Here is a 24,984-nt window from a genome sequence, read left to right on the forward strand (position 1 = left end):
CTCTGCCGATGGAACTTTCTGCTCGAGGAGACCAGTAGTGACTGATGGGGAGCGTCGGCGACGAACCGCCGGACGACCGCGGCTACGGCGACGGCTGGGAGGAACTCCGTCAGCAGACGCTGCGACGCGACGGCTACACCTGTACTCGCTGTGGGGCTGACGGTCGAACGCTTCAGGCCCACCACGTCGTCCCGCGCTCGCAAGGTGGCCCCGACGAACTCGAGAACTTGCTTACCCTGTGTCGGCCCTGTCACGGCGTCATCCACCAGTCGAACAGCTCTTTCGACGACGTCCGCGACGAAGCGCCACTGTTTCCCGACCGTGACACACCGGAATCGGTCGCCCGAATGCGCGAGCCGAGTGACGGCTTCTGTAGCCGCTGTGGCCACGAGTTCGAACCGGACGAACTCGTCGCCTGGACCGACGTCCCGCCGGCCGACGACACCACCTCCGCCCCCGACCACCTCACGCTGTGTAAGCCGTGTGCTGGCTTCGTCCTCGAGACCGTCCCGGCGTGTGACCGGGAGGCGTTGACCAGCAACCACCGGTTCGGAATCCACGAACTCTCGGCGTGGCGACTCGATGCGCCGGTTCGACCGAGCGTCTTCGCTTTCTCTCAGGTTGCCGTTCGACGGGAGCCACGGACGTACCGCGAACGCCTCGTCGACGACACGCCGCTGCGGTTCGTCTGGAACCACGTCGGGATTCGGTGGCTGACGCTCGTCGCGATCGGGTACGTACTCCTGGTGCTTGCCGTTGCCTCCATCTGACGGCGCGAGAAAGAACGGCTTGGCGGCGGGAGTCGACCCTATCCGAACTTGCCCGTAATGTAGTCCTCAACGCGGTCGTGTTCGGGGTTCTCGAAGATCTTGTTCGTGTCGTCGAACTCGACGAGTTCACCGCCAGTGAGAAAGACCGCCGTCTTATCCGAGATACGGGCGGCCTGTTGCATGTTGTGCGTGACGATGACAACTGTGTACTCTTCGGCGAGTTCCTCGACGAGATCCTCGATTTTCGACGTCGCAACGGGATCGAGCGCCGACGCCGGCTCGTCCATCAGGATAACCTCGGGGTCGGGCGCGATCGCTCGAGCGATACACAGACGCTGTTGCTGGCCACCCGAGAGGTCGAGTCCGCTCTCGTCGAGTTGATCCTCGACCTCGTCGAGCAGGGCCGCTCGCTCGAGGGCAGTTCGGACGTTCGCTTCGACGTCGCCGTCGTCTTTCCCCTGGACGCGCAGGCCGTAGGCGACGTTGTCGAAGATGCTCTTTGGGAAGGGGTTGGGTTTCTGGAAGACCATCCCGATCTTCCGGCGCAAGGCGACGGGATCGACGTCTTCGTCGTAGATGTTCTTCCCGTGGAAATAGAGGTCGCCTTCGACGCGTGCGACGTCGATGAGATCGTTCATCCGGTTGATCGACCGCAGAAACGTCGACTTCCCACAGCCGGAGGGACCGATGAGTGCGGTCACTTGGTGTTCCGGAATCTCCATCGAGATGTCCTGTAGTGCCTGAGTGTCGCCGTAGTAGACGTCGAGATTGCGAGACTCGACGATGGCGTCGGACGTATCGGGTCCGTCGAGTGGTGCCGTCTCGGTTTCGGCGTCGGTTACGGGCTCAGAACGGCCAGTCTCGGTAGTCGATACGGTTCGTGGGCCGCCGCCGTTCACGGTCATGCGAGGTGGCTAGAGGTTCGGCCTAGTGCAGTTACTTGTTCCGAATTCGTTCGCTCGACTACTCTGGTAACCCATGACTGAACTCAAGGGCTTTCCCCGTGAAGGGTTCCGCCCTCGCTCCAACGAGTGTCGTGGGCGGGTTACACGACGCTGTGGTTCTGTCCGACCGAACTGTTCTGTTCGATCGGGCGTACTCCCGCCGGGCTTTATCCGGCGAGGGCAGGTGGCGTCAACACACCGTGAATGAATCGCCCGACAAACATTCGCGGTGCAGACTGAAGAAATCGTATTACCAACAACTGCTAGAGGTGGACGGAGGGCAAGATACCTACCAGAACGCAACGCGTCCCGAGAACACCGTGAACAGCTGGATTCGTTCGCCTCGAGAGGATAGCCGACCAGTTCGGGAGAACGTGTTAACTCCGGGGGTCGTACCGGTTGCGGATGTAGATCGCCACGGCGTTCATCAGCAACAGCGCGGTCAACAAGACGACGATCCCCGCCGCAGCAACGTGTTGGAACTCGTCTTCGGGAAGTTTTGCCCACTCGAATATCTGCATCGGCATGGCACCGAACGGACCGGTCGGGTCGGTCAGATCGGGTGGTGAGAACAGCGTCGTCGCTGCACCGACCATCAGGATCGGGGCGGTTTCGCCGATCGCCCGCGACAGCGAGAGGATGATGCCGGTCATGATTCCTGGAATCGCTTCGGGGAGGATGACGTTACGGATCGTCTGCCACTTCGTCGCGCCGGTACCGTAGGAAGCCTGGCGCATCGAGTCGGGCACCGCCCGGAGCGACTCCTGTGACTGGACGATGACGATCGGCAAGATCAGTAGTGTAAGCGTCAATGCACCCGCGATGAGGCTCTGTCCAGTCTGGAACGCCCGGACGAACACTGCCAGTCCGAGCAGCCCGTAGACGATCGAGGGAACGCCCGCGAGGTTCGAGATGTTCGCTTCGATGAACCGCGTCAACAGATTGTCGGGTGCGTACTCCTCTAAGTAGATCGCCGCGCCAACGCCCAGGAAGAGGGTGAAGACGGCGGTGAGCACGATCAGGTAGATCGAGCCGACGATCATCGGGTACATCCCGCCGGGGCCGGTCGGGAGGTCACCGTAGTTCGACGGATCGTAGTGTTCGACGATCTGTGACGGCGGATAGGTCAGGAATTCCCAGGTGAGCCAGCCCCACGCCTGGTTGACGACGTCGAGCAGGAGGGCAGCGAGCGCTACGATCCCGACCATCGTCGCTGCGAAACACAGCCCGAGAAACACCCTCCCGAGCTGGCGTTTGCGCCTGACTGCCGATTCGTCGTACTCGAATTCGTTCGTTTCCGTACTCATTGGTACTCCTCCCGGTAGCGCGAGCGGACCCACATGCTGAAGACGTTCATCAGGAACGTCATCACGAACAGCGTCAACCCGATCGCAAACAGGCTCTGATATCCGATCGAGCCAACCGACGCGTCACCGGTCCCGATCTCGACCATGTAGGCAGTCATCGTCTGAACCTCTTCGAGCGGATTTCTCGTGATCTGTGGTAGGGCACCGGCCGCGAGCGTGACAGCCATCGTCTCCCCGATCGCCCGCGAAATCGCGAGGATGTATGCGGCGAGAATACCAGACAGCGACGCGGGGAGAACGACGTTCGTCGAGACTTCGAACTTCGTCGCGCCCAGCCCGTAAGCCGCGTTCCGCAGAGAGTCGGGAACCGCCGACATGGCGTCTTCGGAAATCGAGGACACCATCGGGAGAATCATGATGCCGACGACGATAGCACCCGCAGCGGCGTTGAACGTCCCCGTCTCCGGATAGAACTGCTGGAGGATCGGCGTGATAAACGACAGTGCGAAGAAACCGTAGACGATCGTCGGGATTCCCGCGAGAATCTCGAGGGTTGGCTTCACGATCTGCCGGACTCGCGGATCGGCGTACTCGGCGAGGTAGATCGCGGTCAGCGTGCCGACCGGGATGGCGATCAGCGCCGAGCCGATGGTGATCATCAGTGTGCCCCAGATCAGCGGTAACACGCCGAAACTTGGCTCGTTGGCTGCCCGCGGCGACCAGTTCGTCCCCGTGAAGTACTCGGTAAACGAAACGTGCGCGAAGAAATCGATCGCACCGTCGACCAAGACGACGATAATTGCAAGCGTCGTCGCGACGGTGACGAACGCACACGCGAAAAAGACGTAGCGAGCCAGCTTGTCTCCAAGGGTCCCGACGTCGTTGCCGTCCCGGCTCAGATCAAGCGGCTCCGTACTCATACATACCTCTCGATGGCGTCCTCGAGACGCTCTCGTTGCTCTTCGATCGTCTCGTCGGGAACCGCGTAGAACCCGACATCACGTGCCGTTTCCTGGGTGGTCTCGAGATAGAACCGGACGAATTCACGGAACGCCGGCCGCTCGAGTGCGTCTTCCCGGACGTAGAGGTACAGCGGCCGGGAGAGCGGTTCGTACGGTTCGACAGTCCGGTCTTCCGGAGCCTGTTCCGACGCTTCGATCGTCTCCGGCGACGGTGAGGCGTACTCGTCGCCGTTGTAGATTTCGACGACCTCGAGGTCGTCTTCGTTTTCCTCGTAGTAGCCTGCACCCGCAAACCCGATGGCGTGTTCGTTGCCGCGAACGCCCCGGACGATGTTGTTGGTGTCCGGCGAACCGCTGAAGTCGTTCCGGATATTGCCGACGGCACCGGTTATCTGCTCGGTGAAGTAGTCGTATGTTCCCGACGCGGCGTCGCGGCCGTAGAAAGAAATCTCCTCGCCGGGCCAGTCGTCGTCGAGATCGGCCCACGTCTCGACATCGGAGCCTCGTTCCCACATCTGTCCGAGTTCGTCGACGGTGAGCTGGTCACACCAGGTGTTGTCCGGGTGTTTGATGATCGCGATCCCGTCCATCACGACCTCCAGCTCGAGCCAGTCGACGCCGTTTCCCTCACACAGCGTCCGTTCACCGTCGCCGATCCGACGGCTCGCGTTCTGGAGGTCGGCTTCCCCACGGCAGAACTGCTGGAACCCGGCTCCAGTCCCGGAACCACTGACGGAGATCCGCACCTGATTGTTCTCCCACATGAACAGTTCGGCCACGAGTGCGCTGTTTGGCAACAGCGTGTTCGAACCGTCGATGACGATTTCTCCCTCGAGGCCACTGTCTTCACCGCGGGTGAGACACCCAGCAAGGCCACCGAAACCGGTCCCCGCAGTGCCGAGTAGAACGCGCCGACGTGAAACGCCGCCGTCGGCCAGGTCCATTATCGGCTCTTTTCCCATTGGTCTCTAGTGCGAACATCGTCTCTAAATACTCTACTATGTTCTCTATATACTGCTATATGAGCGAATAATCCACACTAATCAATCGAATGACGCGAGCAGTTGACACGACGTACTGGCGTTGCTGGGAGCCAAAGAGTTCGTCACAGACGAATCAATAGATGGATGTGAATTTACGTTCGGAGTCCGAACAACCGGTTATGGAGACCCGCAAGGTACAAATGACGGGTGGATCGACGTACACCGTTTCGCTCCCGAAAGGCTGGGCGACGGACAACGACGTCGGCTCCGGAACAGTCGTCGAACTCTACCCCGAAGACGACGCGTTACTGCTGACGCCACAGAACGATACCGAACGCCAGGAGGGAACGCTCGACGTTTCCGATCTCGAGGGCGAGCGACTCACGAGAGCCGTGATGACGATGTACGTCAGCGGTTTCGACATCATTCGCCTCGAGGCCGGCCGGATTACGACGAGTCAACGCCGAGCGATCAGGGACGCGACCCAGAGTCTCGTCGGGGTGGAAGTACTCGAGGAGACGACAGACAGCGTCGTCATTCAGGACCTGTTGGACTCCTCGGAGCTGTCGATCGTCAACGCCGTCAGGCGGATGCGGCTGATCGCGGCCTCGATGCTCGAGGACGCGGTGCGGGCGCTGATCGAGAACGACGACGACATCGCCTACGACGTCATCGAACGCGACGACGACGTCGACCGGCTCTGGCTCGTCGTCTCCCGGATCTTCCGGGCGACGCTTCGCTCTCCTAGAGCAGCCGAGGAGCTGGGGGTCTCCCGCGAGGACTGTTTCGATTTCCACTCGAGTGCCCGCCAACTCGAGCGAGTCGCGGATCACGCATCGAAAATCAGCCAACTCTCGCTGAAACTCGGCGGGATTCCCGACGAGGTCGCCGACGCACTCGCGGATCTACACGCCGACGCTTCGGCCGTACTCGAGAAGGCGATGGACGCGCTGTTTGCGGAGGAAACCGACGAGGCGAACCAGCTCGGCCACGCCGCTCACGAAGCCGTTCTCGAGATCGACGAACACACGCGGTACGTCGACGACATGCTCCGGGATCTCGATCCCGTTCAGGCACAGTCGCTTGGGTTGATCGTGGACTCGCTCTCTCGGAGTGCGGACTACGGCGGCAACATCGCCGAAACGGCACTGCAAAAGGCAGCCCCCCGTCCGAGGTCCTGATCGTGTCGCCGTCTCCAGCGGACGGGTAGCCGGAAGATAAATTTAAGCTCGGTCGGAAGTTTTCCGATACCGATGATATCGAGACGCCAACTCCTCGCTGGAGGATGTTGTTCTTCTTTACTGTTTATTTCCGGCTGTATAATGGCGAATATGGATGTCGTGGAGTACTACAAACGAGGGCATGAGGCGTACTACGACGCGGAAGAACACAGGAAGAATCGTGACTTCGAGAACGCAGTCTACCGATATCAGGTGGCGAGAGACCACTTCGACACCGCAAAGGAGTGGGCGGAGAACGAGGAAGCGAGACGGTTCTGTTACGAGGCCCGGGAGATTGCACGCATTTACAGCGAGGCGACCGAAGACCAGATGTTCCGCGTCGACCGAGCCGACGACGGGAGCCAGTACGAGACTGCTGATCTCCAGGAGTTCATGGACAGTGACGATCAGACGACAGTAGAAGAGTACGAGATACGGGGGACGGCGGCACTAGAACGGCGAACGCGGATTCCGTCGTGGCTCTCGGGAGGGGAGTAAGAAGTCAGCTATCGCTGTCGGTTACGAAGTCGATCACCGATACAGTGCTGAGCCGATTTCCGGGTGCGACCGCTTCGAGGCGCGATTACACAGGCACTGACGGACAGTGAACTGTCTGACATTTGCTGTCAGTTATTTCCGGGTGCGACCACGACATCCTACGGTCGCGCCGGTACATCGGTACAGCATTCCGTATGCACGGATACTAACGTTTCCACGACTTCAGTCGTGGGTTTTCGCGCTGTTTCCGCTGTAACCGGTCAGTCCTTGAGCAGGACGGCGTTGACCTGCCCGGTCTGTCCGGGGCGGGACATCACGCGTGCTTTTCCTTCGGAGGTCTCGATGACGGCACCTTTCGTGATGATGTTTCGGCGGACGTAGTTGGGGTTTGCCTCGTTCTCGACGACGTCTTCGATTTCGGCCGAGACGGTTTCTCCGCCCTCGTTGACGCTTGCGACGTTCGTCGCCAGCGCGCGAGTCTTGGTGTCGTTACCGCGAGCGTCGACGGTCCGGAATCGGGGCTCGCCGACCTGCGTCTCGGTCGGGAGTCGGCCGAGTTCGTTCTTTCGGCGCTTGCGGACGTTCTTCAGTCGACCACCAGTACGTTTGCGCGTAGAGCGTCCCTGGTCTTGCATATCCGGGAGAATGCCCGGCGACTACTTGAATGCACGCTTTCACTCCGGGCGTCCCACGGATGTCAGATCCAGTCAGAACAGGCTAGGACAGGGCTGTATACACCGGTAACGACGCCCGCCCGCACGATCGGAAATCCGACGACGAAGACGGGAAGCGACGCGAACGGAAAATGGAAGGACAGCGTGATTACTCCTGTTGGGCGTCGACGACCGCCACGCTCGCCAGGTTCACGATGTCTTTGACCTCGTCTCCGCGCTGGAGGACGTGGACCGGCTTGTCCATCCCCACGAGCATCGGCCCGATGGCGTCGGCACCGCCCAGACGCTGGAGCAGCTTGTAGCCGATGTTACCCGACTCGAGGTTCGGGAATACGAGTACGTTTGCGGGCTCCTCGAGTTCCGAGAAGCCGTACGTTCCCTGGAGGATGTCTTCGACGACAGCGGTGTCGGCCTGCATCTCGCCGTCGACGGGGAAGTCGACTTCGGGGTCGTCCTGCAGCATGTGTGCAGCGCGGCGGGGTTTACGGGTGCCCTGGTTGTCGACGCTGCCGAAGTTCGAGTACGACAGCAGGGCCGCACGCGGTTCGACGTTGAACCGTCGGGCGAGCTCGCCAGTCAACCGCGTGACTTCTGCGAGGACCTCCTCGTCGGGGTCCTGATTGACCGTCGCGTCGGCGACGAAGACGACGCGGTTCTTGAACGTGAGCATGTAGACGCCAGCGGCGTAGTCGACGTCGTCGGCGGTGCCGATGACCTGCAGTGGCGGTCGCAGCGCCGACGGGTAGTGATACGAGAGACCGGTCAGCAGGGCGTCGGCGTCGCCTTGTTCGACCATGACGGTGCCGAAGTAGTTCGAGTCGCGTTCGATGAGGTCACCGGCCTCGGTTCGGGTGATGCCCTTTCGTGCCCGCAGTTCGTGGAGCCGATCGGCGTACTCCTCGTAGTCGCCGACGGCTGGGTCGGCGACCTGTGGCTCGAAGTCGAGGCCGAGATTCGCCGCCGTCTGGCGGATCTCGCTCTCGTCGCCGATGAGGATCGGTGCGGCGATTCCTTGCTCCTGGATCTGGTAGGCCGCCCGAATGATCTTCTCGTTTTCGCCTTCCGCGAGCGCGACCGTCTTCGGATCGGTCTTGGCCTTGTTGAGGACCACGCGCATCATCTCGCGGGACTTGCCGAGACGGGCCTCGAGTTCCTCCTCGTATTCGTCGGGATCGATCTCGGTTCGGGCGGCACCAGATTCTATCGCGGCCTCGGCGACTGCGGGTGCGACGCGAAAGAGAACCCGTGGATCGACTGGCTTCGGGATGATGTAGTCGGAGCCGAACTGGAGCGGTTCGTCGCCGTAGGCTTTCACGACGGCGTCGGGAACGTCTTCGCGGGCGAGTTCGGCGAGTGCCTCTGCACAGGCGACTTTCATCGCCTCGTTGATCTCGGTGGCACGGACGTCGAGTGCCCCACGGAAGATGAAGGGGAACCCGAGGACGTTGTTGACCTGGTTGGGGTAGTCGGAGCGGCCGGTGGCCATGATGACGGTGTCGTCGCGGGCCTCCTTTGCCTCCTCGTAGCCGATCTCCGGATCGGGGTTGGCCATCGCGAAGACGATCGGATCGTCCGCCATCGACTGGATCATCTGCTGTGAGACGATCCCGCCGATCGAGAGGCCGACGAAGACGTCTGCACCCTCCATTGCGTCCGCGAGATCACCTTCGGGGACGTCGCGGGCGAACTGTCGTTTGTACTCGTTGAGTTCGCCGTTCTCGGCCCGTTCTTCGGTGATGATTCCCGAAGAGTCACACATCGTGACGTTCTCTTTCCTGCAGCCAAGCGAGACGTAAAACTTCGCAGTCGCGATCGCGCTCGCCCCTGCACCGGAGAAGACGATCTCGAGGTCCTCGAGGTCTTTGTCGGCGACGTCGGCGGCGTTGAGCAGTGCCGCGCCGGAGATGATCGCGGTGCCGTGCTGATCGTCGTGGAACACCGGAATGTCGGTCTCCTCGCGGAGTCGCTCCTCGATGGTGAAACACTCCGGGGCCTTGATGTCCTCCAAGTTGATTCCGCCGAAGGTCGGTTCCATCATCTTGACGGCTTCGACGAACTTGTGAGGGTCTGCCTCGTCGAGTTCCACGTCGAAGACGTCGATATCGGCGAACCGCTTGAAGAGTACGCCTTTTCCTTCCATGACGGGCTTGGATGCCTGGGCACCGATGTCGCCGAGGCCGAGAACGGCGGACCCGTTCGAGACGACGCCGACGAGGTTCCCCTTTGCAGTGTAGGTGTAGGCTTCGTCTTCCTCTTCGTCGATCTCCATACACGGCGCTGCGACGCCGGGCGAGTACGCAAGCGAGAGATCACGCTGCGTGTTCGTCGATTTCGTCGTCGAGATCTCGATCTTTCCGGGAGGGTCTGTCCGGTGGTAGTCGAGTGAATCCTCGTCTAGTCCCATATCAGGGACACTCACGGCGACCACTAAAAACAATGTGAAGGGAGGATTCGACGCGCGTCGAACCCTCAACTCGGCGACCAACCGCGACTCGTTTCACCGAGTCGACCGTTTTATACGCACCGCGCCAGTCAGGAACGGTATGGACGTCGCGCTTGGTGGGACGTTCGACCCCGTTCACGACGGCCACCGCAAACTGTTCGAACGGGCGTTCGAACTCGGAGACGTGACGGTCGGACTGACGAGTGACTCCCTCGCACCGAAGACACGACAGGTCGACCGAGAGATCAGGCCCTACGACCGACGACGGGCCGACCTGGCGAACGAGCTCGAGTCGTTCGCCGACGAGTACGACCGCGCGTTCGAGATCCGACCGCTCGAGTCACCGACCGGCATCGCGACCGAGCCCCAGTTCGAGTATCTGGTCGTCTCGCCCGAGACGCGTACGGGTGGTAAGCAGATCAACGACATTCGCCGCGAGCGAGGGTACGACCCGCTCGAGGTCGTCGTCGTCCCCCACGTCCGCGCCGAAGACGACGACATCATCTCGAGTACTCGGATCGTCGAGGGAGAGATCGACGAACACGGAAACGTTCTCGACACCGACGAGAGAGCGGACTGAAGTGACTGCCGTCGATCGGTAACCGACCGTTACTATCGCGTCACCGCTGTATGCCGTGGTTACGGCTGCGACGGATTGGTGTAACTATTCAGTTCCGATCGGCAGAACAGGGTCGGCACTCGCCAGTCATTGACGACAGTAAACCGCCTGATACGGATTCCTGTACCGATTTACCGGCGCAACCGCCGCCCGGGTCGCGGTTGTGCCGGAAATGACCTACAGTAAACCGTATGAGACCGTCTGTCGATGGTGGGGCCCGTCAGCGACGATTATCCCTCTCCCCACCCCTACCCCTACCCCTACCCCTACCAGCCGGGTGGCTCGAGTCCTGCGGTCTCCAGGACGGCTTTCCAGCGCGACTGGATCGAGAGTCGGGAGACGTCTGCGGCGTCGGCGACCGCGCCTTGACTCACCCCGTCGCCGGCGACGAGCGACCCGGCGTAGATACTCGCCGCGAGGACGGCCCGTTTCGATCGGTCTGCTTCGGGCACGTCCGCGAGGAAGAGGTCGGTCGCATACGACCGCGTCTCGCTCGACAACTCGAGTCGGTCGGCGATCCGGTCGAGTTCCTCGAGCCAGGGTTCGTACTCGATGTGGTCTCTGGCGCTGTGCATACGCGACGTATCCGTTCTGTCGAAATAAATCCGTGGGCGACCTGTTTCTATCGGTCGGTCGACCGTTCCGCTCGGCCAATACGGTGCTACTCGGTCCAACAGTCAGCGACGAACGAGTATGTAACCCAGCCGTTCTCTCCTGATTTCACTAGGTAGAAGCTACTAAAGTGGGGCGACGCCGAACGGACAGACAACCACCGGTAGCCGACTCCGCGACCGCCGCCCGACTCCGGTCACGGCGGGACACAGTCACATGAAAGAACCAACCTGCAAACTCGTCTGTACCGGCTGCGGGCTCGAGATGCCCTATCGGGATCGAGCGCTGGCGGAGCAGGCCGCAGAGCTCCACCAGTTGCGCGATCCTGAGCACGTGACGTTTATCGTTCCGCCTGACTGGTCTCCGGAGGAGCCGGTCAAACATCAGTGACCGCAGGATCGACAGGTTCTTACTCGATTCGTGAAAAAGGGGAGGCGAGCGCGGGTAGCCAAGCTAGGCCAACGGCGCAGCGCTTAGGACGCTGTCCTGTAGAGGTCCGCCGGTTCGAATCCGGTCCCGCGCACTGAACGAGTTTTCGAGCGAAGCGAGAAAACGACGCGAGCACCACCGTCGAATCCACTCCCGCTCTTCGATTTCTTTCCTCGAAATTCACGACAAAATCAGACACCTGTCGGACGGCCCATAACGCTTATTCCAGCGGGCACAGGTTGTATGATCAATGGACGGGTTAGACGACGTGTTCGGTGATCTCTTCTCGAGCGTCGACGGTGTCATGCTGTTCTCACCGAGTGGCTCCTACTACGAGCGATTCGCAGCGGTCGAAGACATCGACGTGATCGTCGTCGGCACGGAAGACGAGGTCGGCGCGGAGACGTTCGTCGAACTGCCGCTTGCCTTCGACGACGTTGCGGATCGAATCAAGTTCGGCATCGAGGGAGCCCTCGAGCAGGAAGTGATCGAGGACGGCGACGAGTTGGCCTGTGCCACGCGAGTGTTCGCCGACGAGATCGACACGATCTCTCGAGTTCGTGCGAGCGCAGACGACCACTCGGGCATTTACGATCTGTTCGCCAAATCGCGTGCCGATCCAGGCGTTATCAAGTCCGTCCTCGAGTTGGCGATCGAACTCGGCAAGAAAGGCCAGAAGGGCAAACCTGTCGGTGCGCTGTTCGTGGTCGGCGACGCAGGCAAAGTAATGAACAAGTCTCGACCGCTGTCGTACAATCCGTTCGAGAAATCCCACGTTCACGTCGGCGATCCGATCGTCAACGTGATGCTCAAGGAGTTCTCGCGACTCGACGGTGCGTTTATCATCTCGGACGCCGGCAAGATCGTCTCAGCGTACCGGTATCTCGAGCCCTCGGCCGAAGGGATCGACATCCCGAAAGGACTGGGTGCGAGACACATGGCTGCCGGTGCGGTTACCCGGGATACGAACGCGATCGCGATCGTCCTCTCCGAGAGCGACGGGCTTGTGCGCGCGTTCAAGGGCGGTGAACTGATTCTGGAGGTCGATCCGGAGGCGTACTGACATGGAGTGGCAGACGTTCCTCGAGGAACCGGCGGTCATCGCCGCTGCGGTGCTTGCCCTCGGGCTCGTCGCCGGCTATCTGGTCGGGCGACTCAACAACGAGTTGCTCACGGCTGCGGGTGTCCCGGACGCAGTAGAGGGGACTCCGTTCGAGCGGACGGCGCAGTCGATCGGCACTTCGACGGTCGAAATTGTCGCCCGGCTGAGTTCGTGGTTCATCTACGGGATCGCGGTCTTGACGGCGATCCACATCGCGCAGCTACTGGATACTGACATGTTCTGGTTTCGCGTCGTCGATTTCATCCCGCAACTGTTCGTGGCGGTGTTGGTGCTCATCCTCGGCTTTATCATCGCGGACAAGTCGGAACTGATCGTCAGCGAGTATCTTCGCGGTGTAAAGCTACCCGAAGTCTCGCTGCTGCCGAAACTCGTCAAGTACTCGGTTCTCTACGTTACATTCATCATCGCCCTGGCCCAGATCGGCATCCACGTCCTGGCGCTTTTGATCCTGCTTGCGATCTACACCGGCGGACTCGTCGTCGTCTTTGTCGTCGCCTTCAAAGGATTCCTTATCTCGAGTGCGGCGGGAATCTACCTGCTTCTCGAACAGCCTTACAGCATCGGCGACGAGATCGAGATCGGCGACCAGTCGGGGATCGTTCAGGAGGTCGATCTCTTCGTGACGAAGATCGAGAACGACTCCAAGGAGTACATCGTTCCGAATCGGAAGGTCTTCGAGGACGGGATCGTTCGCCTTCGAGAGTAGTTGTTCGCTCCGTCCCGATGGGACCGCGTCCGCTCCTCCGCGTCGGTCGAGGAGTAAGACGGATTGCTGTAACGAGTAACTGGTGTAACCGCAGGACGATTCGCGGTTGCACCGCGACTGAACCGGGTCGAACGCATTCGGTTCCACAATCACTGCATCCTCGACCGATCAGCCGCCCCAGAGTCCTGTCTTCGCTATCGGGTCACTATCGCGTCTCAGACATCCTCGAGCGAGAGGCCAGCGTGCCAGCAGTCGACGCCGGCCTCGCGTTTGACGTCGTCCATCTTCGCAAGCAGGTGGGTCGCGAGCGTCGCCGTCTCGGCAGCACGCGATTCGCCTTCGGTTCTGAACTCGCCGGTTTCGCGGTTCGCGTAGACGGAACAGACCGCACCGGCCCGCAGGCCGTAGAGATTCGCCAGCGTCATGATGGCGCTTGCTTCCATTTCGATGTTCTTGACGTTCGCGTCCCTGAGCTGGTCGACGAGTTCCTCGGAGCCGGCGGCCTCGAACCCGTCGTAGCCGGGGCGACCCTGGCCGGCGTAGAAGGAGTCGGCACTCATCGTGACGCCAGTGTGGTAGTCGTACCCCAGCCGTTCGGCCGCCGCGATGAGTGCACTGACGACTTCGTGGTCTGCGGTCGCGGGATAGTCCTCCCGGACGTACTCGTCGCTGGTCCCCTCCTGGCGGACGCCCCCGGTCGTGATCACGAGATCGCCGACGTCCATCTCGGACTGGAGCGCACCACAGGAACCCACCCGGATGAACGTGTCACAGCCCACGCGCGCCAGTTCCTCGACGGCGATGGCGGCCGAGGGACTCCCGATGCCGGTCGAAGTCACCGAGATCGGCGTCCCCTCGTACGTGCCCGTCGCCGTCCGGTACTCGCGATGGTGGGCACGGACCTCGTGGTCGGCCCAGTGAGTGACGATCTTCTCGAGGCGTTCCGGGTTGCCCGGCAGGAGAACGGTGTCTGCGACGTCTTCGGGGCCGACCTCGAGGTGGTACTGTACGTCCGCGTTTGGGTCTTCGCTGTCGCCGGTCATTCGACGCGGACGGTTCGCGCCGACGGCGTATATAACTGCAGGACGCGCGTACGCTCGGTACGATACGCGAAACGCTGGCGGACACGCACGTCGTTGCCGTCCAGCACGACCCGGGAACCGATCGAGACGACGCTTTCCGGCGTCGTTCGGAACACGGAACGTGGGTCCACGGCGCAGTCGACGAGAACCGGCGGGCACCCGGATCGCCGACGGAGCTGCTCGAGACAGCCACGGACGCCGAGAACGAGTTGCAACTGTCGGGGCTGTGTGCCGAGACGGGACACGATGTGGCCTGGGATCGGGCGGGGGTCGACGAGGCGTGGCGCCCCCACTTCGAGACACAGAGAATTCGAGACACCGAAACCTCGAGCGAAGCCCAGGAGCGAAGAGTTGACCGACCGGCTCGAGGCAGGTGAGTGGCTGGCGCTGGTCTGGTAGGAGCCCATGGAGACAAAGTGGTTTCCCCGGTCGATTCTCCGGGCACGGCTCGGAGAACGACGCTCGGCAGGAGTAGCGAACTACTCGAGCGTCGCTTCCGAGATCGTGTTCGGTAGCAGTTCCCCGAGCGTGTACTCGGTCGGCTGTTCGTCTCCCTCGTCGCAGACGATCACGAGGTCGTCGGCGCAGAACTCCGCGAGCGTCTGGCGACACATTCCGCAGGGGGTGACGCCGTCCCGGCGACTCGAGCTGACGGCGATCCGGTCGAAGTCGCGATGGCCGTTCTTGACCGCCTCGGCGATGGCTACCTCCTCGGCGTGGAGGCTGTTGCTAAAGTTCGCGTTCTCGAGATTGCAGCCGACGAAGACCGCACCATCTGTCGTCTCGAGGGCGGCACCGACGCGGTACTCGGAGTAAGGGACGTGTGCGGACGACTGGATCTCACGGGCGCGCTCGAGGAGTTCGGAAACGGACATAGGGGCTGGTACGCTCGAGTCGTGGAAGAAAGCACCGACGTTACGACGTGTCGGCGACCGCCGACGCGACGACCTCGCGTGCGTCTGCGACCAGCGCGTCGACGTCGTCGCTCTCGGCGTAGATCCGGACGTAGGGTTCGGTCCCACTCGGCCGGACGAGGACCCAGGAGGCGTCGTCGAACTCGAGGCGGACGCCGTAGTCGGTGTCGACGGTCGTGTTGGGGAACGCTGCGGGAAGGTCGAACTCGAGGGTTGCCATCGCGTCCGACTTGGCGTCGTCGGGACAGTCGACGCTAACTTTTCGGTAGGGACGTTCCGTGACCGGGTCGCGAAGCGTCGCCGTGTCGCCGATGTCGGCTACGAGCGCGGCGACAGCAGCAGCACTCGCGACGCCGTCGATCCAGCCGCCAAAGCGGGTGTGAATGTGCTTCCAGGGCTCGGCGGCGAAGACGACTTCGGTGCCCTCGTCGCCTGCGCGTCGCTCGCGTGCGATCCCTTCGTGGAGCGCGCCGAGTCGGACGCGTTCGACTCGTCCGCCGGCCTCGCGGACCTGTTCGTCGATGCGTGCAGAGGCGTTCGGCGTCGTGACCACGACGGGATCGTCGGCGTCGCTCTCTGTCGCGTAGTGGGCGGCGACGACCGCGAGCACGGTATCCTCGTGGATCACCTCGCCGTCGGGGCCGAGCACGACGAGTCGGTCGGCGTCGCCGTCGTGGGCTAGTCCGAGGTCGAACGAGCCGGCCGCCAGAGACTCAGAGAACTCGACGAGCGTCTCCGGTGTCGGTTTGCTCTCACGTGCCGGGAAGTGGCCGTCGACCGTCGCGTTGACTGCGACGACTTCGGCACCCAGTCGCTCGAGGACCTGCGGCGTCGCGACCGAGGCCATCCCGTTCCCACAGTCGACGGCGACCGATAGCCCATCGAGGGAGTCGTTGTCGTCGTCGCCGAACGCCGAACCGACGTAGTCGACTACGGCGTCGCGGTAGGACTCGAGCACCTCGAGCCGGTCGGAATCGCCCCACTCGTCCCAGGCGGCGAGTGTGTCGCCGTCGACGCGTTCTTCGATCGTTTGCTCTGCGTCGCGGTCGTACTCGACGCCATCGACGAACAGTTTGATTCCGTTATCTTCCGGCGGGTTGTGGCTCGCGGTAAGCATCGCGCCGCGTCGGCCCTGCGAAGCGAACGCGAGTGCCGGCGTCGGTACCTGGCCGAGTCGGTAGACGTCGGCACCGGCGCTTTCGAGGCCGGCTTCCATCGCCGCCGCGAGTGCCGGACCGGTCTCGCGGCCGTCGCGGCCGACGACAAACGTCTCGCCAGGCTCGCCGGCAGCCTGGCCGACCGACAGTGCGAGTGCGGGCGTGATTTGCTCGACCGGGCCACGGATTCCGGCAGTCCCGAACAGAGTCATGTGTGGTCGTTTCCAGAGGAGACACTTATACTATCGGAGGACTCGACAGCGAGTTGGTCGAAACCGGAAGCGGGGAAAAGAGGACACCCGGTCGTACTCGACACTCGACCGAGAACGACGGTAGCGTGATACGGTTTCCTGTCTGTCAGTGCCGGGGCAACCGCGACCCGAAGCGGGCACACCGGGACCGTCGGTACAGCAATCCGTCTGCGTCTACGCGTCCGGTTGCTCGTCGATCAGGACGACAGCTTCGCCGTCGATCACCATCGCGTCGTCGCTCTCGTTGCGGATGACCGTCTCGAGGCGGAACTGTCCGTTACCGAGGTCCTCGACGATTTCCACACGCGCCGAGACGCTGTCGCCGACACCGACGGGACCGCTGAACTCGAGATTCTGCGAGAGGTAGACCGTGAGGCCGGGGAGCCGTGCCAGGGCGGCACTGATGAGGCCGGAGACGAGCGTTCCGTGGACGATCCGTTCGCCGAAGCGAGTGTCAGCGGCAAACTCCTCGTCTAAGTGGAGGCGGTTCGTGTCGCCGCTGATCGCTGCGAACGCGTGAACGTCTTCGTCGGTCAGCGTCTTCTCGAAGGTGACCGTATCGCCGACGCTGATGTTCTCCCGGTCGTCGACGGTCCGGTCGAACTCCCAGTCGAGAGTGGAGTAATCGACCGAATCAATCGATGCGGGGATCGTCTGGTCGTTCGGGGGGTCGTCGGTCGACGGACTCGTGGTTGCCGTCGGCACCATCGCCGACACGGCGGCACGGTTAGCCGCGGTCGCGCTCTGGAAGAAACTCTGTGTCATCGACGTCCAGGCGTCGGTTACAGCCGCGATATCGGGTGTCCCGGAGTTCTGGTGGGGCATCTACAGACGGACTAAGCGGGGGGTCATTATGACTTCTTTGGCTTATCCAATCGTCTCTTACTACGGAAAATTGTCCGCAAGCAACTGTTGTGCCGATTTCTCCTCATACGGTTTACTGTAAGTCATTTTCGGCACAACCGCGACCCGGGCGGCGGTTGCGCCGGTAAATCGTTACAGTAATCCGTATCAGAGAGATCTGTGTTGGCGACGCTGAAAACGAGAGGGCGGTCGATCCGGAACGGAAGTGACGACAGTCGGCGTTCGAACTCGTCTGGACTCGAATGTGAGTATCGCCACAGGGACGTGCGGTATCGGGTCCTCTCACGCGCCACCCCGCTACCCCACTGGATACCATTCGAAACCAGTTCACCCCATTTGCTGGTATCTAGTGGAAAATCTTATTAGTACACAGGCCATCGATACTGGTGATGACGGACGACACCGACCGCTCGCCGTGGTTTCCACCGGCGATGGTTACAGAGCAGATGCAGGAAGCCGGCGAGCAGGTCGCCCAGTCTCAGCAGGAGATGATAAAGCAGTTCATGGAAGCGACGTCGACGACATCGAACCCGTTCGAAGAGTTGCCGACTTTCGGGCCGATGAACATGGGAACGGCAACGTTCAAGGCCCGCGTGCAAAGCGGCGGCCGGATCAGCATTCCCGGTCCCGAACGAGAAGCGCTCGATATCGAAGAGGGCGACATCGTCCAGACGATCGTCGTTCCAGTAAAACGAAACCGAAACGAAGACTAACAGCATGACTCAGAACCCACTCACCGCAATGTTCGACGCACAGCGTGTCGCACTCGAGCAGACCCAGACCATCACCCACGACGCCCTCGAGGCACAGCAGACCTCGATGAGCGCGATGGCAGATGCCGTCGAGACGTCGGAGTCGCTCGTCGAGTCCAACGCCGAGTTCACCAAGGGCGCGATCCACGCTTCCTTCGACGCGCTCGAGGCGTCGATGCCCGAGGGAAGCGTCGACTTCGACGAGATGCGTGAACTCGTCGACGACGGCTTCGACTCCGCGACCGAAACCCAGTCACAGTCGATAGAAGCCGCCCTCGAGGCGATCGAAGAGTCCGAAGCCGCCTACGACGAGTTCGCCGAGAACTACGCCGAGGCCGTCGACAGTTCCTTCGACGCCGCGCTGGAGGCCCACGAGCAGTTCGAAGAGAACGTCTCGACGGTCACCCAGAACGTCGAGCAGGCGGCCGACGAGTTCGACGTCTCGGCGTAACTCGCCCTCGAACGTTTTACCGACCCCGTTCAATTTTACCCAATGGCAGACTCACAACCTCAGAACCAGAACTGGAACGCGTTCGTCGAACAGTGGAACGAACAGTTCCTCGAGACACTCGAGGACAACATGGAAGCACAGGCCCAGTTCGTCGAGAGCTGGTCCGAAACGGTCAGCGAAGTCAGCGAGGAACAGGAAGTCGCTGACGGCGTCGAGGGCTATGCGAACGCGTACGAGACGTGGATGACCGCCTCCGAAGAGATGGTCGAACGGATGAACGACGTCCTCGAAGGCGAAGACGTCGAGATGGAGGAGTTCCGCGATATCTGGCTCAACACGGCCAACGAGGCGTTCAAAGAGGTCATGTCGACGACCGCGTTCGCGAAGATGACCGGCGAAACCGTCGGTGACGTCCTCGAACTCCAGGAACAAGCCGATGAGACCTCCCAGGAGACACTCCGGTCGCTCGGCTTCGCCACCGAGGCGGACGTCCTCGAGGTCGGCGATCGACTCGTCGAACTCGAGCGACGCCAGCACGACGTCGAGCAGAAACTCGACCGTATCATCGACCACCTCGAAGACGAGCAATGAGAAACCCCTACGCAACTGCACTGGATCTGCAACGACAGGCCTGGGAGTCGACGGCCGACCTCGCCGGCAAGGCACAGGTCGCTCCCGACCGCACCGAGACCGTCGAGAACATCGCCGTCGGGCAGACGCCAAGTGAGGTCGTCTACGAAGAGAACAAGCTCCGGTTGCTTCACTACGAATCTCGGACCGATGAACAGTACGACGTCCCCATCCTCGTCGTCTACGCGTTGATCAACAAGCCGTACATCCTCGATCTCCAGCCCGATCGCTCGGTCGTCCAGACGCTGCTTGAGGCCGGCTTCGACGTCTACATGATCGACTGGGGAGAGCCGTCCAGGCTCGATCGATCGCTGACGCTCGACGACTACGTTAACCGCTACATCGACAACTGCGTCGACGTCGTCCGCGAGCGCTCTGGGCTGGACGAGATCAACGTCCTGGGCTACTGCATGGGCGGCACGAAGTCGGCCATGTACGCCGCCCTCTACCCCGAGAAGGTCCGAAACCTCGGGCTGATGGCGGCCGGCCTCTGTTTTGCCGGCGACGGCGGCGTCCTCGAGCTATGGGGAGCAGACGAGTACTACGACCCCGAGAAGGTGACCGACGCGTTCGACAACGTTCCGGCCGAGTTTCTCGATGTCGGCTTCGCGTTGATGGACCCGGTCGCCAACAACGTGACGAAGTACGTCAGGTTCTACGACAACGTCGAGGACGAGGACTTCGTCGAAAACTTCGCCCGGATGGAACGCTGGCTCGACGAGGGGATCGACGTCGCCGGTGCGACCTACGAACAGTTCATCAACGACATCTATCAGGATAACAAACTGATCGACAACGAACTGCATCTGGACGGCCAGCACGTCGACATCGAGAACATCGAGATGCCGGTTCTCCAAATCGTCGCGGAGTACGACCACCTCATCCCGCCGGCAGCGTCGAAACCGTTCACCGAAGCGATCCCGTCCGCCGACACCGAAATCATGGAGTTTGCGACGGGCCACATCGGGATGTCCGTTTCCTCGCGGAGCCACGCCGAACTCTGGCCCGACGTCTGTGAGTGGTTCGCAGAACGGTCGGTCCTCGAGAGAGACGAGACGAGCGCAGAGGTCGACGCCGAGACCAGCGAGCACCACGGCGAGAATCGCTCCGACGCGGAGATCGCTGCCCGTGGTGAAACGGACGTGCAGGCAGAGCCCGCCGACCCCGGCGAGATGACGGTCGACGACCAGGTCGTCGACGAGGTCGCCGACGCGGACACCGAGTCTGTAATCGCGGACGAAACAGACGACCTCACGGACCTGAACGGAGTTGGACAGGCCTACGCCGAGGACCTCGAAGCGGCCGGTATCGAGACGGTCGACGACCTCGAAAGCGCCGACGTGTCGACGCTCGCGGCCGAAACCGGAATCGCACCGAGTCGGATCGAAGACTGGATTGACCAGGCCATCGAGCGGTAACGCGCCGGAGTCTCGTCCGCGGTCGAGCGGACGTCAGCGGCCGACGACGAGTCGCTATCGTGACAACTTCTTTCACATCCCATTATTTATCACCGGACGTGGAACGTGTCGCCGAACATGTCTATGGAGGGACGTACCTGCGTCATAACCGGTTCCGCACGTGGCATCGGTCGGGGGATCGCCGAGCACCTCGGTAGCGAGGGTGCGAACGTAGTCGTCAACTATCGATCCTCCGAGGAAGCGGCCCAGGAGGCGGTCGACACCGTCGAGGCCGCCGGTGGAAACGCCGTCACAGCACAAGCCGACGTTTCGGATCGCGAAGCAGTCGAACACCTGCGCGAGGTCTGTCACGAGGCGTTCGGTCCGGCCGACGTGCTCGTGAACAACGCCGGTATCACAGCCGACAAGCAGTTCACCGAGATGAGCCGCGAGGAGTGGGACCGCGTGATGGACGTCAACTTGGGCGGGATGTTCAACTGTACTCAGGCGTTCTACGACGACATCTGGAACGCTGAAGAAGGTCGGTTGATCAACATCTCGAGCATCGTCGGCAAACAGGGCAACTTCGGCCAAGCGAACTACGCGGCGGCGAAAAGCGGCATGTTCGGCTTCACCCGGACGATCGCACTCGAGTTCGCCCAGGGCGGGTCGACCGCAAACTGTGTCGCGCCGGGTTTCACGCGGACGGACATGGTCGAGGACGTCCCCGACGAGGTTCTCGACCGGATCATCTCGGGCATTCCACTCGAGCGACTCGCAGAGGTCGAGGACATCGCGGCGGTCGTCCGGTTCCTCGCGAGTGAGAAGTCCTCGTACGTGACCGGCGAAGTGATCGACGTCAACGGCGGAATGGACCTGTAGCGGACACGATCGGTCACACCGACAAGCGATACCTCGTCTGGGTCGCACCACTTTTCGTCCTACTGTTCCGTTCTGTGCACCCATGCCCCGGGAGCGGGAACACTGGGACAGCGGGACAGCAATCCGTCCCAGTCGCGTCCGCGAGACGACAACGGGGAGTTCGTTCTTCTCGATACGAGCAAAGCGAGGGGAGGAACCGAAGCGACGACCAGTTAGCAGCGAGACCTACTCGGCACGACGCTTCTCCTTCTCGAGCACCCGCACGTTCTCGATTCCCGTTTCGGGATACTGGCCGTTCTCGTCTTTCTCGACGGCCTTGACCATGTCCCAGACGACGTTCAGGCCGGTCGTGACGCCCTCGAGGGCCTCCATCTCGCAGCCGGTCTTCCCCGTGGTCTCGACGACTACCTCGAGTTCGATCCGGTCCTCGCGGAGGGTGAAGTCGGTGTCGACGTTCGTGATCGGGATTTGGTGGCACATCGGGATCGTCTCCCAGGTGTGTTTGACGGCCTGGATCGCACCGACGCGGGCGGTCGCGAGGACGTCACCTTTTCCGACCTGATCCTCGCGGATGGCCTCGATCGTCGACGGCTGCAGGTGGATCTCGCCGGCCGCGACGGCCCGGCGCTTGCTGTCGGGTTTGTCTCCGACGTCGACCATCTGAACCTCGCCGTCGTCGGTGGTGTGGGTGAGTTCTCCGGCGTCGCCGTCCTCAGACATCGCCATCACCCCACAGGACCGCCGGAATCTCTTCGAGTAGCTCCGACGCGAGAAAGCCGTACTCGTCGTCTTTGGCGAGGCGTTCGCCGGCGAGTCCGTTGACGTGAGCGCCCGCTGATGCAGCATCCAGCGGTTCCGCGTACTCTAGAAGTGCGGCGACGATGCCGGCGAGGGTGTCGCCGGTGCCGCCGACTTTCATCCCGGCCGTTCCCGAGCGGCTGATTCGGGTGCGTTCGCCGTCCGTGATCACGTCCGTAGCACCTTTCGCGAGCATGACGTCGACCTGATCGAGTTCGGCTGTGAACGTTTCGATATCGTCGGCGACCGGCCGAAGGTCGGACGCGTCGGGGCCACCCATCCCCACGAGTTCGGCCCGGTTAGGCGTACAGACCAGCGTCGCGTCGGTTTCGATCTCGGGAACAATCTCGAGTGCGTCGGCGTCGACGACCACCCGGCCGTCGTAGGAGGCGAGGAACTGCCGGGCTGCCTCGAGCGTCTCGTCCGCGGTTCCCAGTCCCGGCCCGAGTACGACGGGGTTGTCGTATTCCCTGGCTGTCTCGAGCAGGTCGTCGGCTCGCCCGGGCGTCAGGACCTCCTCCTCGTAGGGCTGGACGACGAGGTCTGCGGCGTAGCCCTGGATCTCGTCGGCGACCGATTCGGGAGCCGCGACGAAAGACAGTTCCGCACCGGCACGAAGCGCGGCCTGGGCGGCGAGTGCGGGTGCCCCGGTGTAGGGACCACCGCCGACGACGTACGGTCGCCCCTCGCGGCCGTCAGGCCGTGCGAGTGAGACGTCACCGGGACCGACGAACCGTTCCGCCGCGGCGGGAATACCGATGTCTGCGACTATCACCTCGGCCGTGAGATCCTCGAGGCCGGGCTTCGCGTCGTGGAAGGTAACCACGTGGTCTGCTTCGACGCGGTTCTCGGCGTGGTCGCCGCCGTCGGCGTCGAACCCGGTGGGGACGTCGACCGCCACGACGGTCGCCGTCGCGTCGTTGATCGCCTCGGCTGCGGTCGCGACCGGCTCTCGAAGGTCGCCGCTGATCCCCGTTCCCAACATTGCGTCGACGACCACGTCCGCGTCGGGGAGGTCGAACCCGCTCGAGTCCTCAATCTCTCGCGTGTCGTGGTCGGTCTGCTCGAGTACGTCCCAGTTCTCGCGAGCGATTTCGGTGCCGATGTTCTCGGCCCGACCGAGCAGGAGGGTGGTGACGTCGTCCGCTTCCAGAAAGCGGGCGGCGGCGAACGCGTCCCCGCCGTTGTTCCCGCGTCCGGCGACGATCGCCACGCTCGAGTCCGGTTTTGCGACCTCTCGGATCGCACGGGCGACGGCGTTCCCGCTCGACTCCATGAGCTGCTTGCGCGGTACGCCAAGCGCCGCGGCGTTCTCGTCGACGGCGGCCATTCGACTGCCTGTGATCATACTCGAGCGTTCGACCGGCCGACCGTTCAAGATTGCGGACGCCACGCTCATGCGCCACGCTCCGCTGGTACCGTTCCGATCGTCGACTGCTAGGTCGCTCGGGTCGCCCCAGCAGTGTAGGCTTGGCCCGCCACTAGTACTGTCCCAAGTCTACTCTGACTAGTGCACTCCACTTCTGATCGAGAATCGTGATCGGTTTTGGCCAACTTTCAACTAGTTGGTCCATGCTTAGGATAGTACTAGTACTCCGCCAAGCGTCGACTGATGAGTGAAACCAGACGACCGCATTCGGTTTCACTCATCTGTTCAGGCTTGCCAAAGCACTAGAAGCAACGTGAACGTCTTCTAGCTCGACGGCGAGCCACGGACCCGACGAGTCTCTAGGTATCGAAGTTGCGCGTCGATGCCAGCCTCGAGTGGCGATCACTCGACCCAGCACAGTTATGTTGTCTCCGCTGTCATTACTGGACGATGGCCCCCATCTCCCGAGGTTCGATCTTCGAAGGCGAACTGGTCCCGGACGACCTGGACCCAATCACTCGCGCCTACCGGAACGTCGTCATCTACACCGACGCCGACTCGGAGGATGTCCTCTACGAGGGACCGATTATTGTCCACCCGAACGGCTGGCTCGAACTCGAGGGGAACCGACTGCTCTCGCCGAACGCGGTCCACCACGTCGATATCTACGACGACGAAACCGAATCCAACCGATCCGAAGACGGCAACGACGCAGACGGGGATGACCGTCGACGCGATGGCAGTCGAGACGACGACCGCACCAATCGATTCAGCCCGCGTTAGTGACACAACTCCCTCGAGATTCCGAGAGCGACCGTCCGTCTACGCCTCCCCGTCGAGTTCGAACGGATCGAACAGGTCGAACCGCGAGACTGCCTGTCCTGGAGAGCGAGTTCGCCCCGAGCACGATCCGTTCGTGTGAGTGTCGAGCAGTTCCTGGCCGAGTGTCTCGTCGCGAGTGAGCGCGTTCCAGCCCGCCCACATGGAGCTGTCGCCGGAGACGCTGTCGTACTCCGCGAATAGCGCCCAGAGTCTGCCACGATCGTCGAGTGATCTCTCTGAGATACGCTCGAGGTCTGCCGGCCCCACGTTCGCGCCCCGTGCGTTCACCAACCGTGAGCGATGAAGTCGCCCTCTGGATACGAAG

27 protein-coding genes and 1 tRNA gene are annotated in these 24,984 nt (G+C 62.2%); 14 read left to right on the forward strand and 14 right to left on the reverse strand.

The genetic code is table 11. From position 1 onward, the window contains the following. Positions 1–44: 44 nt before the first annotated feature. A complete protein-coding gene (locus tag NATGR_RS01660; protein WP_005580193.1) occupies positions 45–770 on the forward strand; it encodes an HNH endonuclease in 726 nt (241 codons plus the stop codon). Positions 771–808: 38 nt separating this feature from the next. Here NATGR_RS01660 and pstB read toward each other — a convergent pair whose 3' ends face one another. The 4 genes from pstB to NATGR_RS01680 form a co-directional block, all read right to left on the reverse strand. Further along, on the reverse strand, positions 809–1,675 hold the full coding sequence (pstB, locus tag NATGR_RS01665) for a phosphate ABC transporter ATP-binding protein PstB (RefSeq protein WP_005580194.1): 867 nt from the start codon (positions 1,673–1,675) through the stop codon (positions 809–811). Positions 1,676–2,091: 416 nt separating this feature from the next. After that, positions 2,092–3,021, reverse strand: coding sequence for a phosphate ABC transporter permease PstA (gene pstA / locus NATGR_RS01670; RefSeq protein WP_005580195.1), 930 nt, complete (start codon positions 3,019–3,021; stop codon positions 2,092–2,094). Then, a complete protein-coding gene (gene pstC / locus NATGR_RS01675) occupies positions 3,018–3,941 on the reverse strand; it encodes a phosphate ABC transporter permease subunit PstC (protein WP_005580196.1) in 924 nt (307 codons plus the stop codon). The genes pstA and pstC overlap by 4 nt, the downstream gene beginning before the upstream one ends. Continuing rightward, positions 3,938–4,945, reverse strand: coding sequence for a PstS family phosphate ABC transporter substrate-binding protein (locus NATGR_RS01680; RefSeq protein WP_005580197.1), 1,008 nt, complete (start codon positions 4,943–4,945; stop codon positions 3,938–3,940). The genes pstC and NATGR_RS01680 overlap by 4 nt, the downstream gene beginning before the upstream one ends. Positions 4,946–5,145: 200 nt before the next feature. Here NATGR_RS01680 and NATGR_RS01685 point away from each other — a divergent pair, with 200 nt between their 5' ends. Both NATGR_RS01685 and NATGR_RS01690 read left to right on the forward strand, forming a co-directional pair. Next, on the forward strand, positions 5,146–6,147 hold the full coding sequence (locus tag NATGR_RS01685; RefSeq protein ID WP_005580198.1) for a phosphate uptake regulator PhoU: 1,002 nt from the start codon (positions 5,146–5,148) through the stop codon (positions 6,145–6,147). 141 nt (positions 6,148–6,288) lie between these two features. Then, complete coding sequence (locus tag NATGR_RS01690) at positions 6,289–6,684, forward strand: hypothetical protein (RefSeq protein WP_015233224.1); 396 nt, start codon at positions 6,289–6,291, stop codon at positions 6,682–6,684. A 260-nt stretch (positions 6,685–6,944) separates the two neighbouring features. Here NATGR_RS01690 and NATGR_RS01695 read toward each other — a convergent pair whose 3' ends face one another. Together NATGR_RS01695 and NATGR_RS01700 are read right to left on the reverse strand one after the other, a co-directional pair. Next, entirely contained in the window at positions 6,945–7,319 is a 375-nt protein-coding gene (locus NATGR_RS01695) for a 30S ribosomal protein S8e (RefSeq protein ID WP_005580200.1), read from the reverse strand. A gap of 187 nt (positions 7,320–7,506) precedes the next feature. Beyond that, complete coding sequence (locus NATGR_RS01700; RefSeq protein ID WP_005580203.1) at positions 7,507–9,762, reverse strand: NADP-dependent malic enzyme; 2,256 nt, start codon at positions 9,760–9,762, stop codon at positions 7,507–7,509. A gap of 139 nt (positions 9,763–9,901) precedes the next feature. On the opposite strand from NATGR_RS01700, the gene NATGR_RS01705 reads away from it, so the two are divergent. Then, positions 9,902–10,381 carry a phosphopantetheine adenylyltransferase gene (locus tag NATGR_RS01705; RefSeq protein ID WP_015233225.1) on the forward strand — a complete coding sequence of 160 codons (480 nt, stop codon included), beginning with the start codon at positions 9,902–9,904 and terminating at the stop codon, positions 10,379–10,381. A gap of 305 nt (positions 10,382–10,686) precedes the next feature. Here the strand turns inward: NATGR_RS01705 and NATGR_RS01710 are convergent, their stop codons facing one another. Further along, complete coding sequence (locus tag NATGR_RS01710; RefSeq protein ID WP_005580205.1) at positions 10,687–10,995, reverse strand: transcription initiation factor IIB family protein; 309 nt, start codon at positions 10,993–10,995, stop codon at positions 10,687–10,689. Positions 10,996–11,248: 253 nt separating this feature from the next. On the opposite strand from NATGR_RS01710, the gene NATGR_RS19805 reads away from it, so the two are divergent. The 4 genes from NATGR_RS19805 to NATGR_RS01725 all read left to right on the forward strand — a co-directional run bounded on the left by NATGR_RS19805 (position 11,249) and on the right by NATGR_RS01725 (position 13,290). Further along, entirely contained in the window at positions 11,249–11,422 is a 174-nt protein-coding gene (locus tag NATGR_RS19805) for a hypothetical protein (RefSeq protein WP_005580207.1), read from the forward strand. Between the two features lie 48 nt (positions 11,423–11,470). Beyond that, positions 11,471–11,555: transfer RNA gene (locus NATGR_RS01715), tRNA-Leu, on the forward strand. Between the two features lie 156 nt (positions 11,556–11,711). Next, entirely contained in the window at positions 11,712–12,524 is an 813-nt protein-coding gene (dacZ, locus tag NATGR_RS01720; protein ID WP_005580208.1) for a diadenylate cyclase DacZ, read from the forward strand. A gap of 1 nt (position 12,525) precedes the next feature. Then, positions 12,526–13,290, forward strand: a complete 765-nt coding sequence (locus tag NATGR_RS01725; RefSeq protein ID WP_005580209.1) for a mechanosensitive ion channel family protein — start codon at positions 12,526–12,528, stop codon at positions 13,288–13,290. A 215-nt stretch (positions 13,291–13,505) separates the two neighbouring features. On the opposite strand, the gene NATGR_RS01730 is transcribed toward NATGR_RS01725, so the two are convergent. From NATGR_RS01730 to NATGR_RS01750, 4 genes are all read right to left on the reverse strand, one after another. Beyond that, complete coding sequence (locus tag NATGR_RS01730; protein ID WP_005580210.1) at positions 13,506–14,333, reverse strand: nucleoside phosphorylase; 828 nt, start codon at positions 14,331–14,333, stop codon at positions 13,506–13,508. A 518-nt stretch (positions 14,334–14,851) separates the two neighbouring features. Continuing rightward, entirely contained in the window at positions 14,852–15,394 is a 543-nt protein-coding gene (cdd, locus tag NATGR_RS01740) for a cytidine deaminase (protein WP_394295383.1), read from the reverse strand. After that, a complete protein-coding gene (locus tag NATGR_RS01745; protein WP_005580213.1) occupies positions 15,288–16,655 on the reverse strand; it encodes a phosphohexomutase domain-containing protein in 1,368 nt (455 codons plus the stop codon). Before NATGR_RS01745 ends, cdd begins: the two co-directional genes overlap by 107 nt. Before the next feature lie 213 nt (positions 16,656–16,868). Next, complete coding sequence (locus NATGR_RS01750; protein ID WP_005580214.1) at positions 16,869–17,519, reverse strand: MaoC family dehydratase; 651 nt, start codon at positions 17,517–17,519, stop codon at positions 16,869–16,871. A 428-nt stretch (positions 17,520–17,947) separates the two neighbouring features. Between NATGR_RS01750 and NATGR_RS01755 the strand changes: the two genes are divergently transcribed. The 5 genes from NATGR_RS01755 to NATGR_RS01775 all read left to right on the forward strand — a co-directional run bounded on the left by NATGR_RS01755 (position 17,948) and on the right by NATGR_RS01775 (position 21,670). Then, on the forward strand, positions 17,948–18,271 hold the full coding sequence (locus tag NATGR_RS01755) for an AbrB/MazE/SpoVT family DNA-binding domain-containing protein (RefSeq protein ID WP_005580215.1): 324 nt from the start codon (positions 17,948–17,950) through the stop codon (positions 18,269–18,271). A 4-nt stretch (positions 18,272–18,275) separates the two neighbouring features. Continuing rightward, positions 18,276–18,761 (forward strand): hypothetical protein, encoded by a 486-nt coding sequence (locus NATGR_RS01760; protein WP_005580216.1) that lies wholly within the window; start codon positions 18,276–18,278, stop codon positions 18,759–18,761. A 42-nt stretch (positions 18,762–18,803) separates the two neighbouring features. Further along, on the forward strand, positions 18,804–19,352 hold the full coding sequence (locus NATGR_RS01765; protein WP_005580217.1) for a poly(R)-hydroxyalkanoic acid synthase subunit PhaE: 549 nt from the start codon (positions 18,804–18,806) through the stop codon (positions 19,350–19,352). Continuing rightward, complete coding sequence (phaC, locus tag NATGR_RS01770) at positions 19,349–20,809, forward strand: class III poly(R)-hydroxyalkanoic acid synthase subunit PhaC (RefSeq protein WP_005580218.1); 1,461 nt, start codon at positions 19,349–19,351, stop codon at positions 20,807–20,809. The genes NATGR_RS01765 and phaC overlap by 4 nt, the downstream gene beginning before the upstream one ends. A 117-nt stretch (positions 20,810–20,926) precedes the next feature. Then, a complete protein-coding gene (locus tag NATGR_RS01775) occupies positions 20,927–21,670 on the forward strand; it encodes a beta-ketoacyl-ACP reductase (RefSeq protein WP_005580219.1) in 744 nt (247 codons plus the stop codon). A gap of 225 nt (positions 21,671–21,895) precedes the next feature. Here NATGR_RS01775 and moaC read toward each other — a convergent pair whose 3' ends face one another. After that, positions 21,896–22,396: a cyclic pyranopterin monophosphate synthase MoaC gene (moaC, locus tag NATGR_RS01780; RefSeq protein WP_005580220.1), complete on the reverse strand. Its 501-nt coding sequence runs from the start codon at positions 22,394–22,396 to the stop codon at positions 21,896–21,898. Continuing rightward, entirely contained in the window at positions 22,383–23,816 is a 1,434-nt protein-coding gene (locus NATGR_RS01785; RefSeq protein WP_015233226.1) for a bifunctional ADP-dependent NAD(P)H-hydrate dehydratase/NAD(P)H-hydrate epimerase, read from the reverse strand. Before NATGR_RS01785 ends, moaC begins: the two co-directional genes overlap by 14 nt. A 471-nt stretch (positions 23,817–24,287) precedes the next feature. On the opposite strand from NATGR_RS01785, the gene NATGR_RS01790 reads away from it, so the two are divergent. Next, the gene (locus NATGR_RS01790; RefSeq protein WP_005580222.1) at positions 24,288–24,620 is read left to right on the forward strand and encodes a hypothetical protein; all 333 of its coding nucleotides are present in this window, start codon (positions 24,288–24,290) and stop codon (positions 24,618–24,620) included. 39 nt (positions 24,621–24,659) lie between these two features. Here NATGR_RS01790 and NATGR_RS01795 read toward each other — a convergent pair whose 3' ends face one another. Then, positions 24,660–24,947 carry a hypothetical protein gene (locus NATGR_RS01795; protein WP_005580223.1) on the reverse strand — a complete coding sequence of 96 codons (288 nt, stop codon included), beginning with the start codon at positions 24,945–24,947 and terminating at the stop codon, positions 24,660–24,662. Positions 24,948–24,984: the final 37 nt, after the last annotated feature.

It is taken from the genome of Natronobacterium gregoryi SP2 (assembly GCF_000230715.2).
Classification (GTDB): domain Archaea; phylum Halobacteriota; class Halobacteria; order Halobacteriales; family Natrialbaceae; genus Natronobacterium; species Natronobacterium gregoryi.

Excerpts from the sequence above, each read along its gene's own strand:
- NATGR_RS01660 (WP_005580193.1), top strand. The coding sequence starts at position 45 with ATGGGGAGCGTCGGCGACGAACCGCCGGACGACCGCGGCTACGGCGAC.
- pstB (WP_005580194.1), bottom strand. The coding sequence starts at position 1,675 with ATGACCGTGAACGGCGGCGGCCCACGAACCGTATCGACTACCGAGACT.
- pstA (WP_005580195.1), bottom strand. The coding sequence starts at position 3,021 with ATGAGTACGGAAACGAACGAATTCGAGTACGACGAATCGGCAGTCAGG.
- pstC (WP_005580196.1), bottom strand. The coding sequence starts at position 3,941 with ATGAGTACGGAGCCGCTTGATCTGAGCCGGGACGGCAACGACGTCGGG.
- NATGR_RS01680 (WP_005580197.1), bottom strand. The coding sequence starts at position 4,945 with ATGGGAAAAGAGCCGATAATGGACCTGGCCGACGGCGGCGTTTCACGT.
- NATGR_RS01685 (WP_005580198.1), top strand. The coding sequence starts at position 5,146 with ATGGAGACCCGCAAGGTACAAATGACGGGTGGATCGACGTACACCGTT.
- NATGR_RS01690 (WP_015233224.1), top strand. The coding sequence starts at position 6,289 with ATGGCGAATATGGATGTCGTGGAGTACTACAAACGAGGGCATGAGGCG.
- NATGR_RS01695 (WP_005580200.1), bottom strand. The coding sequence starts at position 7,319 with ATGCAAGACCAGGGACGCTCTACGCGCAAACGTACTGGTGGTCGACTG.
- NATGR_RS01700 (WP_005580203.1), bottom strand. The coding sequence starts at position 9,762 with ATGGGACTAGACGAGGATTCACTCGACTACCACCGGACAGACCCTCCC.
- NATGR_RS01705 (WP_015233225.1), top strand. The coding sequence starts at position 9,902 with ATGGACGTCGCGCTTGGTGGGACGTTCGACCCCGTTCACGACGGCCAC.
- NATGR_RS01710 (WP_005580205.1), bottom strand. The coding sequence starts at position 10,995 with ATGCACAGCGCCAGAGACCACATCGAGTACGAACCCTGGCTCGAGGAA.
- NATGR_RS19805 (WP_005580207.1), top strand. The coding sequence starts at position 11,249 with ATGAAAGAACCAACCTGCAAACTCGTCTGTACCGGCTGCGGGCTCGAG.
- dacZ (WP_005580208.1), top strand. The coding sequence starts at position 11,712 with ATGGACGGGTTAGACGACGTGTTCGGTGATCTCTTCTCGAGCGTCGAC.
- NATGR_RS01725 (WP_005580209.1), top strand. The coding sequence starts at position 12,526 with ATGGAGTGGCAGACGTTCCTCGAGGAACCGGCGGTCATCGCCGCTGCG.
- NATGR_RS01730 (WP_005580210.1), bottom strand. The coding sequence starts at position 14,333 with ATGACCGGCGACAGCGAAGACCCAAACGCGGACGTACAGTACCACCTC.
- NATGR_RS01745 (WP_005580213.1), bottom strand. The coding sequence starts at position 16,655 with ATGACTCTGTTCGGGACTGCCGGAATCCGTGGCCCGGTCGAGCAAATC.
- NATGR_RS01750 (WP_005580214.1), bottom strand. The coding sequence starts at position 17,519 with ATGCCCCACCAGAACTCCGGGACACCCGATATCGCGGCTGTAACCGAC.
- NATGR_RS01755 (WP_005580215.1), top strand. The coding sequence starts at position 17,948 with ATGACGGACGACACCGACCGCTCGCCGTGGTTTCCACCGGCGATGGTT.
- NATGR_RS01760 (WP_005580216.1), top strand. The coding sequence starts at position 18,276 with ATGACTCAGAACCCACTCACCGCAATGTTCGACGCACAGCGTGTCGCA.
- NATGR_RS01765 (WP_005580217.1), top strand. The coding sequence starts at position 18,804 with ATGGCAGACTCACAACCTCAGAACCAGAACTGGAACGCGTTCGTCGAA.
- phaC (WP_005580218.1), top strand. The coding sequence starts at position 19,349 with ATGAGAAACCCCTACGCAACTGCACTGGATCTGCAACGACAGGCCTGG.
- NATGR_RS01775 (WP_005580219.1), top strand. The coding sequence starts at position 20,927 with ATGTCTATGGAGGGACGTACCTGCGTCATAACCGGTTCCGCACGTGGC.
- moaC (WP_005580220.1), bottom strand. The coding sequence starts at position 22,396 with ATGGCGATGTCTGAGGACGGCGACGCCGGAGAACTCACCCACACCACC.
- NATGR_RS01785 (WP_015233226.1), bottom strand. The coding sequence starts at position 23,816 with ATGATCACAGGCAGTCGAATGGCCGCCGTCGACGAGAACGCCGCGGCG.
- NATGR_RS01790 (WP_005580222.1), top strand. The coding sequence starts at position 24,288 with ATGGCCCCCATCTCCCGAGGTTCGATCTTCGAAGGCGAACTGGTCCCG.